Genomic DNA, 16,512 nt, shown 5'->3' on the forward strand with positions numbered 1-16,512 from the left:
AACGGCTGCGGGTTGAATGGTTGCGCTCGGGGCGTGGCCGCGCGCGCTAGTTGCCGACCAGCGTGGCAAAGCCGCCCCAGCACATGCGCTTGACGTCGAACACGCCCTCGCAGCACATCTCCGCCAGGCGCGGATCGGACATCACCTTGGCGTTGATGCTGTTGCGCGCTTCCTTGCTGGGGTACAGGATCCACGCAAAGACCACGACTTCGCCTTCGCGCGCCCCGGCCGCCGCGCTGAATGACGCGAAGCCTTCTCCATCGATGTCGTCGGCCACGCCTTCGCGGTAGTCCAGCGCGCCGTGCTCGCGCCAGATGCCTTCGGCGTGCGTGGCCATTTTCTTGTATGTCTCCAGGTTGGCCTTGGGTACGCACAGCAGGAAACCGTCTATGTACTTGTCCATCGATCACTCCTCACGTCCGTGTTGTTCTGGTTTGGGCCGGCACGTCCGCAATCCGTTCCGGCCGCCGTCCGGATTCCTGGATCGGCAGGAACCACTTTATCGGGATCCGCGCGGCTTTCAGATAGGCAATTGCGACAATCTTGCGGGTGGATTGCGTCAGCCTGCAGGCGTATGCTTGGCAACATGAAAAACGTCGCGTTCCTGCTGCCCAAGGGGACCAATATTGCGTCCCTGGAAACCGCGCGCCACGGCTTCATGGTGGCCAACGAATACCTGCGCGCGCACGGCCGCGAGCCGCGGTTCCATGTGCGCACGCTTGCGCTGACGCGCGAGGTCAGCTTGGACGACGGACGCATCAAGGTGCAGGCCGACATGGTGCTGGCCGACGCCACCGACATCCATATCTGCATTGCGCCGCCGCTTCTGGGTTCGGTATCGGACGCGGTCCTGTCCAACCGCGAACTCATCGAATGGCTGTCGCGCCATCACCGCGAAGGCGGCGAGGTCGCCAGTCTGTGCATGGGCGCCGCGCTGCTCGCCGCGGGCGGCGTGCTCGACGGGCAGCAGGCGGTGGTGCACTGGGTTGCGCAAAACCTGTACGCCAGCCTTTTTCCGACGGTGCGATGGACCAGCGATCGCGTCGTCATGGCAGAAAACGGCGTTTATACGAGCGGCGGCGCATTTTCGGCCGCGCATCTCGTGCTGCACCTGATCGAAAAGTACACCGACCGCGACACCGCGATCTGGTGCGCCAAGTATTTCCAGCTGGACTGGAGCCGCCAGAGCCAGTTGCCTTTTTCGGTCTTCATGGGGCAGAAGTCGCACGCGGACGAGATCGTGCGGGCGGTGCAGGAATACATTGAAGGCCGCTACCAGGAAAAGATCACCGTCGAGGAACTGGCCGGCCGCCACGCACTGGGCCGCCGCACGCTGGAGCGGCGCTTCCGCCAGGCCACCGGCAACAGCATCGTCGAATACGTGCAGCGTGTTCGCGTCGAAGCCGCCAAACAGCGGCTGGAAAGCTCGCGCAAGAGCGTCGCCGAAGTCATGTACGAAGTCGGCTACAACGACACCAAGGCCTTCCGCGACATCTTCAACAAATACTGCGGCATGTCGCCCGTGGGATATCGCGAGCGGTATCAATAGCACGGCGATTGCGCGGCAAACACCGCTTGAACGCTGCCGCACGCGGGCCGACGTCAAGCTTGTTTCAGCAGTGTTGCTGCGCCACGGCTTATCTTCGTTGTCTTTGTGGAATCGCAAACAACGCCGTGCGCAAATGTTTGCGAAATGTGTCGGGAAACATAGACTGGGGTTTTCCCTGAGGCCCCTCTATGAAGCTCCGCACCCATTTCGGCAATCTCTCCATCGGCACCAAACTGGGCCTGGGCTTCGGCGTCGTGCTGGCCCTGCTGCTGGCCCTGGCCGGCGTGTCGCATTTCGAACTGACACGCATCGGCAGCATCAACCGCGCCATCACGCAGGAAACCTGGGTGAAGGCCAACGCGATCTCGGTGGTCGACGTCACGACGCGCGCCAACGCCCGCGTCAATCTGGAACTGATCGTCAACGCCGACCCGGCCGCGATGGACAAGCTGTTCCAGCAGATCGAGGCCAACCGTAAACGCATCGACGACGCCTTGGCCACCCTGCGGCCATTGATGGCGACGGCCGATGCCAGCGCCCGGCTGCGCACGCTGGAAGAGGCTCGGGGCCGTTACGTGAAGTCCTTCCAGTCGGTGGGCGCCCTGCTCAGAAGCGCTGATCGCGACGGCGCCCGCCAGCGCATGCTGCAAGAGACGTTGCCCATTCTGGACAGCCTGCAGGATCACATCATCGCGTTGTCCCGGGAACAGTCGGCCGACATGGACGAGGCAGGCATTGCAAGCCAGGCCGTCATCCAGGAAGCCGAGCGCCTGAACGTGGGCCTGGCCGGCCTGGCGCTCGCCTTGGGCGCGTTGCTCGCTTGGCAGGTCAGCCGGTCGATCACCCGTCCGCTGGCGCGTGCGGTCAAGGCCGCCGAAACCGTGGCGGGCGGCGACCTGGGCCAGCGGATCGAAGCGGACTCCCGCGATGAGACCGGGCGCCTGCTTCACGCTTTGCAGGACATGCAGGAGCGGCTGGCGGGCGCCGTCCGTGCGATCCGGCACGGGTCGGAAACGATTTCCAGCGCCTCGGGCCAGATTGCAGCGGGCAACGCCGATCTCTCCAGCCGCACCGAAGAACAGGCGGCATCGCTTGAGGAAACCGCGGCGTCGATGGAGGAGCTTGCCTCGACCGTGAAGCAGAACGCGGACAACGCGCGCCAGGCCAACCAGCTTGCAGCCAGCGCATCGGAAATCGCGCTGCGCGGCGGGGCGGCGGTGTCCGCGGTGGTCGGCACCATGCAGGAGATCTCGGCCAGCTCGCACAAGATTTCCGACATCGTGTCGGTGATCGACGGCATCGCGTTCCAGACCAACATCCTCGCGCTCAACGCGGCCGTTGAAGCGGCCCGTGCGGGCGAGGAGGGCAAGGGCTTTGCCGTGGTGGCGGGCGAAGTCCGCTCGCTGGCGCAGCGCAGCGCGCAGGCCGCGCGCGAGATCAAGGCCTTGATCGAGGATTCCGCCGGCAAGGTGGGCGCGGGCGCGCGTCAGGCCGAGGGCGCGGGCGCCACCATGCAAGAGATCGTCACCGCCGTGCAGCAAGTGACGGACATCATGGGCGAGATCGCCGCCGCGTCGCACGAGCAGGCCAGCGGTATCGATCAGGTGAACCTTGCCGTGGCGCAGATGGACGAGGTGACGCAGCAGAACGCGGCGCTGGTCGAGGAAGCCGCCGCGGCCGCCGGCTCGATGCAGGACCAGGCACGCGAGCTGGTGCGGGCGGTGGGCGTGTTCCGCTTGTCCGAAGACGCCACGCGGCGCGGACCGGAGCAAGATCCCACTCGCGCCCCGCGCACGTTGATGCTTGCTTAGCGCCGCTATTTTCCGCAAGCGGCCTGCAACGCCTTAATTTGCGGGCTGCCTTGCGCAAAGCGCACGAACTGAACCTGGCTTTCGTCCAGTGTCTCGTCCTTGATGGTGGTGACGAGGGTGTCGTTCAGGAAGTAGCTGGTGGCCGGCAAGAAGCCGACCTGCGACCGGCGGCAATCGAACAGCACCTCGGTCACCGAACGGTCATAGCGCACGGGCTGTTTGTCCGCGCCCGGAATGGTCTGCGCAGCGGTGTAGCGTAGTTCCATCCTGCCCCGGGCGTGGCCCGACGCTTGCTGTGTGTTGGGCAGGCCCCCGATCCGGATCGAGACGTTGGGGTGATCGGGACGCGGCGGCACGTCGAACCATTGCTGCGCGTGAGCGCCGGAGCCGGCGAGGAGCGCGGCCAAGGTTAAGGCGGAAACTGCAAACGGTAGGCGCATGGATTGTCCGTGGTCGAAAGCGGTTTTCTTCTGCCACCGCCCTGTGGCGCTTCAATCGTGCGTCGCCTCAGAGCAGGGCGTTCAAATGTAGCAAAATGCGGTCTGGCGCCGCGTGCGAAGTTCAGTTGCTACCACCCGCGCTACCGTCCGCGCTGACGGCGCGGCAAGAGTTATCGCTAATACGTTGTCCAGATACGCATCAACATGAATTCCTTTGAATCCCTCCGGGCGCAGTTCGCCCGGTTTGGCGAACTGCGCCCGCAGCCGCGCGACGCGTGGCAGGGCGACATTGCGCTGCCACAGGTGCTCGCCGACTTCTACGAACTGGTGGGCCCGTGGGGCGCCACCTATCACCAGAACGTGGGGCCGGTCGGCATCACGCTTTCCGAAACCAACATCAGCTTTCCGCCGCTCTACAAGCTGTGGGACCGGCAGGCCGGCTATCGCTGGGACGCGTCGAACGGCGAACGCGTTGCCGAATGGCAGGACAACTGGCTGGTGATTGCCGACCAGAACGCGGACCCCTTCATCCTGGACACGGAAACCGGCAAGATTCTTTACGCCATGCACGGCACGGGCGCATGGGACGCCGCCGTGGTGGCGCCCGATCTGCCGACGTTCGCGGCCGCGGTGGCCGCGGTCGGCGTCGTCTGCCTGGAGGCCGACGAAGACCTGCGCAACGATGACTGGGAAATCAGGCCCGAGCATCGGACGCGTGCGTTGCAGTCGCTGACCATTGTGCTGGGCGACCCCGTCGAGGCCGAGTGCTTTCTGGATGTGCTTGAGTTCTGACGAAGGAAAAAGACGAATGGCAACGTTTGCCGAATTGGCCGCGGACTGCGGCGTAGCCTTGCCCGGCATGCTGGCCCGGTTGATCGATGCCGGCCGCACCGGCTATGGCGAGGACAGCGCGGCGTGGCGCGCCGACTGGAAGGGCAATACGCTGGCCGCGCGGCCCGTGCTGTCCTGCATGGATGACTTGGAATGGATCGACGCGCAGCAGGCGCGCCAAACGGCCGAGGAATGGCTCAATCCCGGCTATCAGCATGGCAGGCGCTTTCTGCCCTTTGCAGAGTCCGGCGCGGGCGATGCCTATTGCCTGACGCCCACGGCGGGCGGCGGCGTGGGCGTTGCGCTCGTCTGGCATGACAGCGGCGATGCGCGCGTGGAGTGGGCGTCATTCGAGGCGTTCGTGTTCGACGCGCTGGTGCGTAGCGCGGCGGACGTGGGGCATCTTGTCGAGGATGGCCTCACGGCGGCCGAGGCGGTGGCTTGTGTCGCGGCGAACATCAACGCATTAAAGGAATACCTGCCGCCGGTGATGCAGGCGGAACTGGACCGGTTGATGGCGGATGCCCCGCCAGCGCCGGTGGACGGGGCGACGGTTTGGATCAATGAAGCGTCCGCTAGCGCGGCGTTGGCGCTGTTGCCGGTGGCAGAAGATGCGCCTTTTGAGGTGGTTCCGCGTTGGGAGTGCGGAGAAGCGTAGTCAGGGAATCCCCGTCAGCAGATGCGGCGCAGACCCGGAGGCCGCGCGCCGGAAGCGCGACGGCGACACGCCCATGTGATCGCGAAAGAACCGCGAGAAGTTGCCGGGCGTCGAAAACCCCAGGTCCATCGCCACCGAGGTCAGCGGCTGTTCCTGCTGGACCAGCCTGCGCACGGCTTCCTCCACGCGCACCGCGCTCCAGAACACCTGCGGCGTGGTGTTGAGCTGGTCCCGGAAGAGCGCAAAGAAGTGGCCTCGCGACAGCCCCACCTTGCTGGCGATATCTTCCACGGCAACCGGTTCGTGGACGTTTTCGCGCATGTACAGGATGGCAGTGCGAAGCCGCCGGTCCAGCGTCTGCGGGCGGGAGGCCGCGCCGGGCGGGCGCCTGGCCTGGGAGGACGATTCGATCGCCGCCTGCAGCAGCGCTTCGACCTCGGCGTCGATGTCGGCGCGCGGATGGTCCTGCGGCGCGACGATCTTGTCCAGCAGGCTCCAACAGCCCTGGCGCACGGCCGGATCGATTGGCACGCCGGGCGCGGTGAAATGAAACGGGCGGCCGGTGGCGGCGCGGCGCTCGTCCAGCCAGGGCTTGGCGATGTACAGGACAAGAAAGACGGCCGGACCCGAGCGGTCGAGCAGGCGGGCGTCATGGGATTCGTAGGTGTTGGTGCCCAACGCCAGGTGTTCGCTGTAAGGCACCAGTTTCGAGCCGACGTGCGCCTCGGCTCTTGCGCCGCCCAGCCACAGGGCAAGCTGCACTTCCGCATGCGCATGCGCAATCAAATCCCCGCGCAGCTCCAGCACGACCGCGCGGCCGAACGCGCCTTCGTGCAAGGCGTAAGTCTCTTGCATGATCTGTCTCCCAGTTTCTGATCGGGCGATGAGCGCGCGCTCGCCGCGCCGGGGCCACCTGTCCGCCGGGGCCTTCTGCGGGAATTTTATGGGCGTGGTTTCGGGCATTGCCGGGCTCTAGGTGTATACACCTATCACGCCATCTGACTCTGCGATAAGTTCCCGCACCGAACGATAAGCGCGGCCACGCCGGCGCTCCTAAAGTCGTGCTGACGGCGAGGCATGAACCGCTCGCCGATTTTCCGAAGCACGAAGGAGACCGCGGTGCGCATTGCAAGTTACTTGATGAATGGAGAGCCCGGCGTCGGCCTGGTCTCGGACGACGGCCTGACGGTCGCGCCGTTGGCGCTTGACGACGCGGGCAGGCAGCTCGGCGCGCAGGCCGTGATTGACCTGTTGACGGCGGGCCGCCCGCTGCCCGGCACGTTGGCGCCGCTGCGCCTGTCCGACGTCGACCTGCGGGCGCCGCTGCCCCGGCCTCGGCGCAACGTCTGGTGCGTGGGGCGCAACTACCACGCGCATGCAAAGGAGTTGTCTGCGTCCGTCTTCAAGGACAACGACGCCAATCCGGAATCGTGGCCCATCGTCTTCACCAAGGTGCCGGAATGCGTGGTGGGGCCGCGTGCGCAGGTCCTGCTGCCGGTCGGCGTGTCCGCGCAGATCGACTACGAGGCCGAGCTGGGCGTGGTCATCGGCAAGACGGGCAAGAACATCGCGCGCGGCGCCGCCATGGATCACGTCTTCGGCTACACCGTCATCAACGACGTCACCGCCCGCGACGTGCAGATGCGGCACCAGCAATGGGACATGGGCAAGTCGTTCGATACCTTCTGTCCGATGGGGCCGTGGATCGTCACCGCGGATGCGTTCGATGGGACGAGAACGCGCGTGCGCTGCTGGGTCAACGGCGAACTCCGGCAGGACGGTCCCACGGAAAACATGATCTTCGACATCCCGGCTTTGATCGAAACGATCTCGCGCGGCATCACGCTGTACCCGGGCGACGTGATTGCCACCGGGACGCCGGCGGGTGTCGGCATGGGCCTGACGCCGCCCCGGTATCTGGCAACCGGCGACGTGGTGCGCGTGGAGGTGGAAGGGCTGGGCAGCATCGAGAACGAATTCGTGGAGAAGGCGTCATGACGACAACGACGATCAATGGCCTGACGGTGGAAGTCGACGGCGACGGGCCCGCATTGCTGTGCATCCACGGGCTGGGCGGCTCGTCCAACACCTGGACGCCGCTGATGGGCGCGTTGACGGGGTATCGCGTCATCCGCCCGGATCTGCCCGGCAGCGCCAGGTCGCCTTTGCCGGATGGCGAACTGTCCATCGCGGGCTATGTCGATGCGCTGGTCGCGGTGCTGAAAGCGCTGGACTGCGGCGCAGTGCACGTTGCGGCGCATTCGTTGGGGACCATCGTCGCGCAGCATCTGGCGTTGAAGGAACCGGCCCGGGTCCGGTCGCTGGTGCTGTTCGGGCCGCTGGCCGAACCGCCGGAGGCGGGGAGGCCGGGCATCCGGGCACGCGCGGCGCTGGCCCGGCAGGGCGCGCCTGCCATGCAGGAGATCGCCGATGCCATCGTCAAAGGCGCCACCAGCCGCCGCACCAAGGTGGATCTGCCGGCGGTGCTGGCCCTGGTCCGCGAAAGCGTGATGCGGCAGCCGCCGGACGGGTATGCGCAAAGCTGCGAAGCGCTGGCCGACGCGAAGTCTGCCGATCTTGAACACCTGGACGTGCCGGTGCTGCTGGTGACGGGGGACGAGGACGGCGTGGCGCCGCCAGCGAACGTGCAGGTGATGGCAGGGCGTATCCCGGGCAGCCGCTGCACCATCGTGCCGGACTGCGGGCACTGGACCACGTTTGAGCAGCCGGGTGCCTGCATCGAAGCGTTCCAGGCGTTTCATTCGGGCCTGGTCCGGTGAGGCGCGGCTGACTGCCAGGCTCGCCGTACCTGGTCCGCAGCACCGGCTTCGCAGCATCGATCCGCAGCACCGATTTCGCATCAACACTTTTCATAAAAAAATTCCGGCCCTGCGCGGGCCAGGAGGAGACTACGCATGTCCAAAATCGCAATTACCAATGCCGTCATCTTTGACGGAAGCGGCGACGACGTCTTTGACGGAGAGATACTCATCGACGGCGGCCGCATCGCCGAGGTGGCGCGCCTGCCCGAACGCGTCAATCGGGACGGCGCCCGCGTCATCGATGGCAAAGGCCGGTTCCTGATGCCGGGCATGACTGAGGCGCACACGCATTTCTCGTGGAATGACCAGCCCACGCTGGCGGCCATTCAGTTCATGCCGCCCGAGGAGCACATCCTCTGGTGTGTCCGCGTGGCCAAGCGCTATCTGGAAATGGGGTGGACGTCCGCCATTGGCGCGGCGGCGGCCAAGCCGCGGCTGGACGTGGTGCTGCGCAACGCGATCGAGGCCGGCGAGTGCCCGGGGCCGCGCTACCTGGCTGGCAGCCAGGAGATCACGACCATCGGCGCGCTGGGCGACAACACCTTGCCGCACATGCACTTCGAGGAGCTGAGCTTTGGCAGCGTCTGCAGCGGTCCCGAAGAGATTCGCCGCTCGGTCCGGACGTTCATCAAGTACGGCGTCGACCATCTGAAGATCAATCTGTCGGGCGAATACATCGCCGGCCTGCCGGCCGAAATGTCGCCCTTCGCGGAAGACGAGATCGCCATGCTGGCGTCGGAGGCCAAGCGGTACGGCAAGCGGATCGCGGCCCACGCGCGGTCCAGCGAATCGGTCAAGCAATGCGTGCGCCACGGCATCGAAATGGTCTATCACGCCAGCTTCGCGGACGACGAAGCGCTGGACATGCTGGAGGCCAACAAGGACAAGCATTTCGTCGCGCCGGGCATCGGCTGGCTGGTCCGTACCGCTTATCATGCGTCCGACTACGGCATCACGCCCGCCATAGCCGAAAGCATGGGCTACAAGCGCGAGCTGGAAATCGCCGCGGAGAGCCTGCGCAAGATGCACAAGCGCGGCATACGCATCCTGCCGGGCGGCGACTACGGATTCGCCTGGATGCCGCACGGCACGAATGCCAACGACCTCCAATACTTCGTTGACTACATCGGCATGACGCCGGTCGAGGCGCTGGTCGCGGCCACGCGGCTGGGCGGGCAAATCATGCAGCGGCCTGACGAGCTGGGGATGCTGCGGGCGGGGTATCTGGCCGACGTCGTCATGGTGGACGGCAACCCGCTGCACGATCTGTCGCTGCTGGTAGATCCCGCGCGGATCGTTCTGGTGATGAAGGAGGGGAAAGTCTGCAAAGACATAGTCGGCACGGTGCAGGACGGCACGGGGATCGGGAATGCGGCTCAGCCGCTGCGCGCGGAGCCGGCCTTAGCCTGACGCAGGGCGCAGGGCGAAGGCGCGCCTGCGCCAGGCCCTGAGGCCACGGCAGGGAGGGAAAAATGCGCCTCGTCGGACGCGCGTCGCGGTACGATTCGGCATCGCCGCGCGGCCCGTCCTGCCGGCTCGTTTGTCCCCCCTCCCTGAGAACGCTGCATGAATACCCGTAGACACCTCTGCGCCGGCCTGATTTGCGCCGGCCTTCTTACCGCCGTGTCCGGTCCCGCCCTTGGCCGCTCTGAATTGCCCTACATCGACAGCGTCGTGAACGAAGCGGCCCGCGCGGTCATGCGGCAGCACGACATCGCGGGCATGGTGATCGCCGTCACGCATCAGGGCCGCCAGCGCTTCTACACCTACGGCGTCGAATCGCTGGAAACGCGGCGCGCGGTCACTCGGGACACGCTCTTCGAGCTGGGGTCGATCAGCAAGACCTTCACCGCGACGCTCGCCACCTACGCGCAGGCCAAGGGGCTGCTGACGCTGACCGACAGTCCGGCGCGGTTCGTGCCTGAGCTTGCCGGCACCGAGTTCGCCAAGCTGACGCTGGTGAACCTGGCCACGCACACCACGGGCGGCTTCCCGTTGCAGGTGCCCGACGACGTGCGCGACAACGCGCAGTTGATGCAATACCTGAAGGCATGGAAGCCCGAGCACGCGCCGGGCACGTATCGCTCGTATGCCAATCCCAGCATCGGCATGCTGGGCGTCGTGGCCGCCGCCAGCATGAAGCAGCCGTTCGCGCAGGCGATGGAAAAGGACCTGTTTCCGAAGCTGGGCCTGTCCAGCACGTATATCAATGTGCCCGCCGCCAAGATGTCGCGCTATGCGCAGGGCTACAACAAGCAGGGCGCGCCGGTGCGCGTGAATCCCGGCGTGCTCGCGGCCGAGGCCTACGGCGTCAAGTCCAGCGCGCGCGACATGCTGCGCTACGTTGAAGCCAGCATGGACATGGATGTGCTGGACAAGGACATCCGCCGCGCGCTCGCCGACACCCACGTCGGCTATTACCAGGTGGGCGGCATGACGCAGGACATGGCGTGGGAACAGTTTCCGTATCCGGTGGCGCTGGACACGCTGCTGACGGCCAACGCCGGCACGCTGAACAGCCAGAGCCATCCGGCCCAGGCGCTGCAACCGCCGTTGGCGCCGCTGGGCGAGAGCTGGCTCAACAAGACAGGCTCGACCAACGGCTTTGGCGCCTATGTGGCGTTCGTGCCCGCGCGCAAGTTGGGCATCGTCATCCTGGCCAACCGCAACTATCCGAACGAAGCGCGTGTGCGCTTGGCGGCGGAAATCCTGGGCGAGCTGGACGAGCAGCCGTCCTCGGCCCGCGCCGCGCGTTGATTGCGGGTTTGCGCCGCACGCCGGCAGCAGGCCCGCGGCGCATCGGCATGGTTCAGGAACGTGTGCACTGACGCGTTGCGAAGGGTGTTGCGCGCGGGCCATGGAATGGCGCGCCGATTTCGATACGAATTACGACGTGTGCCGGTACGGGATGCGCCCGCCGGCACGCAGGGGGAACCGCTTTGGCGGTCATGACGGATCGCTCGAACCTGTTTCAACATATCTCCGGCGTATCCCGTCCCCAATAAATAAACGGATTTCTTGTCCGATAATGCAGGTCGTCGCCCCACGCCGGACCTCTCATGCCTCGCGTCACCCGCCGTATCGCTTTTCCGTTGTTTGCCACGCTGACGGCCGTCCTGGCCGGATGTTCTTCCCCCAAGCCCGTCTACGAACGCGAGGACTTCGCGCAAACGGATACGTATTCGCGTAGCGTTCCGGCGGCCAGCAGCGCCGCGTGCGACGCGGGCCGGCGCGCCTTGCTTAGCCAGGGCTATCTCATCGACAAGTACGAGCCGTCTCGCGTCACGGGCCACAAGAACTTCGAGGGCGAGGACGGGCAGCATACGCAGATCAGCTTCAACGTCGAATGCGCATCGGACGGCGGTGCGAGCGACCGCACCACCGTATTTGCGAACGCCGTGCAGGACCGCTATTCGATCAAACGCACCGGCAACTCGGCCAGCGTGGGCGTCAGCGTGTTGGGGCAGGTGTCCATGCCGTTTGGGGGCAGCGACGATTCGCTGGTCAAGACCGCCAGCCAGACGGTGACGCGGCCCAAGTTCTATGACGGGTTCTTCCAGTTGCTGCAGCGGTTCCTGCCGGATGCGCAGGCGGCTGCCGCGCCGCATGAGCCGCCCGTGCGGACGAAGGGCGCCGCGCCCAAGTCCGCCCCGGCGCCCGCGCCCGCAGACCCGGTGGTGGCTCCGAATGCGCCGGCGGATACGTTGAATCCGACGGAGGCTGGCGGTGACAAGCCGGCCCCGGCTGGCGCTGCAGCACCTGCGAAGACGCCTACGGGGGGATCGCCTGCCGCAGGTTCGCCTGCCGCAGGTTCGCCCGTCCAAGGGGCGCCGGCTGCCGGATCGGCCACGGAAAAAGCGCCCGCGGCAGCGACGCCCGATACGGGTTCGCCCGCCGCACCCGCCACGCCGCCCGCGCCGCAGTCCGTCAACTAACGCCCAACATCCCAGCGCATCGACCGCCGCCCAGTTTGCCGTATCGCAAACTGCCTGCGCGCACGCGCCGCACGGGTCTTCCAGCGAGCGGCGATAATGCCGCGCATGACATATCAACTCCTCAAAATGGCCCACGTCGCGGCCGCGGTCGCTTGGCTTTGCGGCTCGCTCTTCGTTGCCCTGTTTCTTCTGACCTCGCAGCCGCAGGAAGGCGAAGACGCGCCGAAGGAACGCAAGATGCTTCACGCGCTGCGCCGCTGGACGCTCTACGTCACCACGCCGGCCATGGTCATCACCTGGCTCATCGGCCTGCACCTGGCCATGACGTTCGGGTGGTTCGCGATGAACTGGATCTGGATCAAGGTGGCCTTCGCGCTGAGCCTGTCGGGGTTGCTCGGCATGCAAAGCGCATCGCTGCGGCGCATGGCCGGCGGCAGCGGCAAGCGGCCGCCCCTGATCGATCTGCAGGCGCCTTATGTCGTGCTAGCGGCGACGGCCATCGTGACGCTGGCCGTGGTCAAGCCGTTCTGATCGACCCGTTCTGATCGACCCGGCCTGACTGCGCGTTCGGCACCGCGCCGGCGCGCCATATGCCAACGCGCCATATCCAAAAAACCCCGTAATAACGACTCAACCAACTATTCGTTCGCGCGCATAAGCCCCGTCCCTAGAATCGTCTCTCTCATAACTGCGTTGACTTAGAGGCGATTCCATCATGACTATCCGTATTCTTGCCGCCGGGGCTTCCGCGGATGCAGGCGTTTCCCAAGGCGCGCAGCAATCGCGCATGGCATGGACGCCGCTGTTCAAGCGCCTCTTGGGCGCCGTGCTGGCCTCGGCCGCCATGTTCCACGGCCCGGCGTTCTCGGCAGACCCGAAGCCGCTCAAGGTGGGTGTGCGCGGCGGCGTGGACGAGCAGATCTGGGAAGTGGTGACGCAGGTGGCCAAGAAAAACGGCCTGGCCGTCGAGCCCGTCGTCATCACCGGCACCGCCAGCCCGAACGAAGCGCTGAACAACGGCGACCTGGAAGCCAACGCCTTCCAGCACATTCCCTTCCTGAACGACCAGATCAAACAGCGCGGCTACAAGCTGGTGCCGGTCGCGAACACGCTGATCTCGCCCATCGCGTTCTATTCGAAGAAATACAAGTCGCTCAAGGACTTGCCGGAGGGCGCGAAGGTCGGCATTCCCAATGACCCCAGCAACCAGACGCGCGCGCTGGTCATCCTGCGCGACCAGGGCCTGATCACGCTGAAAGACGGTTTCGACCCGGCCACCGGCACCGCCACGCTGGCCGATGTGACGTCCAATCCCAAGAAGCTCAACTTCGTGGAAAGCGCATCGGTCGTGCTGGCGCGTTCGCTGCCCGACGTGGACACCGCGGCCATCGTCAACAGCTTTGCGTACCAGGCCGGGCTGATCGCCACGCGCGACGGCATCGCGGTCGAGAAGAAAGAAAACAATCCGTACGTGAACATCATCGTCGTGCGCGAGAAGGACAAGGACGCGCCGTGGGTGCCCGCGCTGGTCAAGGCGTATCACTCGGAAGAGGTTCGCCAGTTCATCCTGACCAAGTTCGAAGGTTCGGTGATTCCGGTCTTCTAAGCCAAGATGCAACGCGAACTTTCCCTGGCCGCGGACGCGGCCGGCGCAGCGCCATCGCCGGGGCGCGACGCGCACATCGTGTTCGAGGGCCTGCAAAAGCAATATCAAGGGCCCGCGGGCCCCGTCACGGCGCTGTCGGACGTGTCGTTCTCGATCGCGCGCGGCGAGGTGTTCGGCATCATCGGCCGCAGCGGCGCGGGCAAGTCGACGCTGCTGCGCTCGATCAACATGCTGGAACGTCCCAGCGCCGGCCGTGTGCGGGTGGACGGCGTGGACGTGGGCAGCCTGGACGAGGATGCGCTCGTCGGCCTGCGCCGCCGGATCGGCATGATCTTCCAGCACTTCAATCTGTTGTCCGCCAAGACGGTGGCCGAGAACGTCGCGCTGCCGCTACGCGTGGCCGGCGTGAAGCCGGCCGCGGCGCGGGCGCGGGTCGAAGCGCTGCTTGAGATGGTGGGCCTGCGGGACAAGGCCGACGTGTATCCGTCAAAGCTGTCCGGCGGCCAGAAGCAGCGCGTGGGCATCGCGCGCGCGCTGGTGCATGAGCCCGAGATCCTGCTGTGCGACGAGGCGACCTCCGCGCTCGATCCCGAAACCACGCAGTCGATCCTGGGCCTGCTGCTGGACATCAACCGCAAGCTGGGCCTGACTGTCGTGCTGATCACGCACGACATGGCCGTCATCCGCGAGGTCTGCCACAACGTGCTGGTGCTGGACGGCGGCCGCAACGTCGAACTGGGCGAAGTGTGGCGCGTGTTCGGCAACCCTCAGGCCGACGCCACGCGCGCACTGCTGCGGCCGTTGCAACACGACCTGCCCGCGGACCTGGCGGCCAAGCTGGTGCCCGACCTGCAAGGACGCGCCGGCGTCGCGGTGCTGCGCCTGCGCTTCACCGGACAGGACCGGCCGGAGGGCGTGTCGCTTCAGGCGCTGGCGGCAATGGGGCCGGGCGCCACGCTGCTGCACGGCGGACTGGACCGGCTGCGCGGCCATGCGCAGGGCAGTCTGCTGGTGTCCGTGCCCGCGCACGCGCTACAGGAAGAGGCCGCGCGCGCCGCGCTGGTGGCCGATCAGATCAAGGTGCTGGGCTATGTCGCTACCGATGCTTGACAAGTACCTGCAGGCGTTTCTGCAGACCCTGACGATGGTGAGCATTTCCGCCGCCATCGCCATCGCGACCGGACTGGCGCTGGCCGTGGTTCTGACCATCACGGCGCCCGGCAATCTCTACCCGCGTCCGCGGTTCAACAAGGCGCTGTCGATCACGGTCAACACGTTCCGCGCCATCCCGTTCATCATCCTGCTGGTGGCGATGCTGCCGTTCACGCGCTTTCTGGTCGGCACGACGCTGGGCACATGGGCCGCGATCGTGCCGCTGTCGGCCAACCTGATTCCATTCTTTGCGCGCATTGCGCAGGTCAGCCTGAACGACGTGGACCCCGGTCTGGTCGAGGCGGCGCGCGCCATGGGCTGCCGGCGCTGGCACATCGTGCGGCACGTGCTGCTGCCTGAGGCGCTGCCGGGCATCATCGGCGGCATGACGGTCAGCGTCATCGCCATGATCAACGCGTCAGCGATGGCGGGCGCGGTGGGGGCGGGCGGCCTGGGCGACCTGGCGATCCGCTATGGCTACGAGCGCTACGAGACCCGGGTGATGTTCGAGGTGATCGTCATCCTGATTGCGCTGGTGTCGATCGTGCAGTTCACCGGCGAGTGGCTGTCGCGCCGCGCCGATCACAAGCGGTGAACAATGCGAGCCGCGCGCGTGACATCGTCCGGTTCAGCGCAAGGGCGCTTGCGGCATCGCGGCCAGGGACTGCGTCGCCAGCTTCTCCTGCTCGCCGGCCAGCCGGTTGACGGCGTCTTGATGCTGATGAAAGCGCGCCAGATCGGCGTCGCGGCCGAACATCAGCTCGTCGCGGTCTGCGTACCAGAACTGCCGGTTGTCATCGAGCAGCGTGATCATCATCCCGAACTCGTGCAGGATCTGCGTTTCCAGGTCCCAGACGCGCGCCAGCTTTTCGGTGCTGGCCGCCCGCGAGTCCTGCAGCGCTTTCAGGATCTTGTCCTTTTCCGGCTCGGCAATGGTCAGCGAACGCACCAGCGCCGGCATGCCGTTCAGCACTTCCATGCTTTGTTCGCGGTACCCCGGCACAAGCTTTTCGGCCTGTTCCAGGATCAGGCGGCTTTCGATCAGGCCCGAGTCGCGCGCCAGCCGCCGGGCGTCGAACAGCTTGGGCAGGCCGATTTCCTTGAGTTCCTGCAGGTAGGCGCGATGCTGCGCCAGCCGTTTGCCCGCGATGGTCTTCATGGCCCGTTCCATTTCGCCGTACGGGCCGGTGGCTTTGGGCGAGGGGTCGATGGCGGGCACGTCTTCGGGCGCGCCACTGCCGCCGCCGGCCTGCAGGCGCAGCGCGTCGATGGCTTTGCGGATTTCGGTGTTGGCAATGTCGCGCTGGCGGTTGTCGTGGTTGCGTTCGGCAAGCGGCCCGGCCACGGCGGCCAGCAGAAATACCCCCGTGCCCAGCATGATGCGCAAGCGGTTGCGCGGCGTGCGAAAGCGCTTCCAGATCGAAAAGACCCCCAGGACGAGAAACGGCAGGAGGCCCAGCAGGATAGCCCCGCCGAACGCCAGCTTGGCCACGTCCAGCATGGTGGCGGGCCGGCTGCTGTAGACCGCCCACGCCAGCACCCCGGAATAGACCAGACAGGTGGCTGCCTTGAGCAGCCAGCCGGGTTGGGGCGGTGTCGCGGGGGGAACCGCCGGGCCGGCGGCCGTGGCGGGCGCTTGCGGGTCGTTCATGTCGCGCACGAAAACGGGGATACGGCGTTTGACTGTAAAGACTCGCTTCGGCCCCGT

At 66.2% G+C, this 16,512-nt stretch carries 17 protein-coding genes; 13 read left to right on the forward strand and 4 right to left on the reverse strand.

Features of this window, described 5'->3' with window-relative positions; all coding sequences use genetic code 11:
* Positions 1-46: 46 nt before the first annotated feature.
* A complete protein-coding gene (locus tag KW836_RS21100) occupies positions 47-403 on the reverse strand; it encodes a DUF1428 domain-containing protein (RefSeq protein WP_175123597.1) in 357 nt (118 codons plus the stop codon).
* Between the two features lie 171 nt (positions 404-574).
* On the opposite strand from KW836_RS21100, the gene KW836_RS21105 reads away from it, so the two are divergent.
* Together KW836_RS21105 and KW836_RS21110 are read left to right on the forward strand one after the other, a co-directional pair.
* Positions 575-1,549 carry a GlxA family transcriptional regulator gene (locus KW836_RS21105; protein WP_218344657.1) on the forward strand — a complete coding sequence of 325 codons (975 nt, stop codon included), beginning with the start codon at positions 575-577 and terminating at the stop codon, positions 1,547-1,549.
* Positions 1,550-1,737: 188 nt separating this feature from the next.
* A complete protein-coding gene (locus KW836_RS21110) occupies positions 1,738-3,360 on the forward strand; it encodes a methyl-accepting chemotaxis protein (RefSeq protein WP_218344658.1) in 1,623 nt (540 codons plus the stop codon).
* Between the two features lie 5 nt (positions 3,361-3,365).
* Here KW836_RS21110 and KW836_RS21115 read toward each other — a convergent pair whose 3' ends face one another.
* Positions 3,366-3,767: a hypothetical protein gene (locus KW836_RS21115; protein ID WP_218344659.1), complete on the reverse strand. Its 402-nt coding sequence runs from the start codon at positions 3,765-3,767 to the stop codon at positions 3,366-3,368.
* Positions 3,768-4,004: 237 nt separating this feature from the next.
* Here KW836_RS21115 and KW836_RS21120 point away from each other — a divergent pair, with 237 nt between their 5' ends.
* Both KW836_RS21120 and KW836_RS21125 read left to right on the forward strand, forming a co-directional pair.
* Positions 4,005-4,592, forward strand: coding sequence for an SUKH-4 family immunity protein (locus KW836_RS21120; RefSeq protein ID WP_218344660.1), 588 nt, complete (start codon positions 4,005-4,007; stop codon positions 4,590-4,592).
* A 67-nt stretch (positions 4,593-4,659) separates the two neighbouring features.
* Entirely contained in the window at positions 4,660-5,289 is a 630-nt protein-coding gene (locus KW836_RS21125) for an SMI1/KNR4 family protein (RefSeq protein ID WP_370633065.1), read from the forward strand.
* On the opposite strand, the gene KW836_RS21130 is transcribed toward KW836_RS21125, so the two are convergent.
* Positions 5,290-6,144, reverse strand: a complete 855-nt coding sequence (locus KW836_RS21130) for a helix-turn-helix domain-containing protein (protein WP_175123591.1) — start codon at positions 6,142-6,144, stop codon at positions 5,290-5,292.
* Positions 6,145-6,408: 264 nt separating this feature from the next.
* Between KW836_RS21130 and KW836_RS21135 the strand changes: the two genes are divergently transcribed.
* The 9 genes from KW836_RS21135 (at position 6,409) to KW836_RS21175 (ending at position 15,399) form a co-directional block, all read left to right on the forward strand.
* Entirely contained in the window at positions 6,409-7,287 is an 879-nt protein-coding gene (locus KW836_RS21135; RefSeq protein WP_218344662.1) for a fumarylacetoacetate hydrolase family protein, read from the forward strand.
* On the forward strand, positions 7,284-8,069 hold the full coding sequence (locus tag KW836_RS21140; RefSeq protein WP_218344663.1) for an alpha/beta fold hydrolase: 786 nt from the start codon (positions 7,284-7,286) through the stop codon (positions 8,067-8,069). The genes KW836_RS21135 and KW836_RS21140 overlap by 4 nt, the downstream gene beginning before the upstream one ends.
* Positions 8,070-8,204: 135 nt before the next feature.
* Positions 8,205-9,521, forward strand: a complete 1,317-nt coding sequence (locus tag KW836_RS21145; protein ID WP_175123588.1) for an amidohydrolase family protein — start codon at positions 8,205-8,207, stop codon at positions 9,519-9,521.
* Between the two features lie 156 nt (positions 9,522-9,677).
* Entirely contained in the window at positions 9,678-10,868 is a 1,191-nt protein-coding gene (gene blaAMZ, locus KW836_RS21150) for an AMZ family class C beta-lactamase (protein ID WP_218344664.1), read from the forward strand.
* A 302-nt stretch (positions 10,869-11,170) separates the two neighbouring features.
* Complete coding sequence (locus KW836_RS21155; RefSeq protein ID WP_218344665.1) at positions 11,171-12,046, forward strand: DUF2242 domain-containing protein; 876 nt, start codon at positions 11,171-11,173, stop codon at positions 12,044-12,046.
* A 105-nt stretch (positions 12,047-12,151) separates the two neighbouring features.
* The gene (locus KW836_RS21160; RefSeq protein WP_239213286.1) at positions 12,152-12,577 is read left to right on the forward strand and encodes a CopD family protein; all 426 of its coding nucleotides are present in this window, start codon (positions 12,152-12,154) and stop codon (positions 12,575-12,577) included.
* A 313-nt stretch (positions 12,578-12,890) separates the two neighbouring features.
* A complete protein-coding gene (locus tag KW836_RS21165; protein ID WP_239213300.1) occupies positions 12,891-13,652 on the forward strand; it encodes a MetQ/NlpA family ABC transporter substrate-binding protein in 762 nt (253 codons plus the stop codon).
* Positions 13,653-13,658: 6 nt separating this feature from the next.
* Positions 13,659-14,762 (forward strand): methionine ABC transporter ATP-binding protein, encoded by a 1,104-nt coding sequence (locus KW836_RS21170; RefSeq protein ID WP_218344666.1) that lies wholly within the window; start codon positions 13,659-13,661, stop codon positions 14,760-14,762.
* Entirely contained in the window at positions 14,743-15,399 is a 657-nt protein-coding gene (locus tag KW836_RS21175) for a methionine ABC transporter permease (RefSeq protein ID WP_175123583.1), read from the forward strand. Before KW836_RS21170 ends, KW836_RS21175 begins: the two co-directional genes overlap by 20 nt.
* Before the next feature lie 33 nt (positions 15,400-15,432).
* Here KW836_RS21175 and KW836_RS21180 read toward each other — a convergent pair whose 3' ends face one another.
* Positions 15,433-16,455, reverse strand: a complete 1,023-nt coding sequence (locus KW836_RS21180) for a hypothetical protein (RefSeq protein WP_218344667.1) — start codon at positions 16,453-16,455, stop codon at positions 15,433-15,435.
* Between the last annotated feature and the right edge of the window lie 57 nt (positions 16,456-16,512).

Source organism: Achromobacter sp. ACM05 (genome assembly GCF_019218915.1).
In the GTDB taxonomy this organism is placed as follows: Bacteria; Pseudomonadota; Gammaproteobacteria; order Burkholderiales; family Burkholderiaceae_B; genus Achromobacter; species Achromobacter animicus.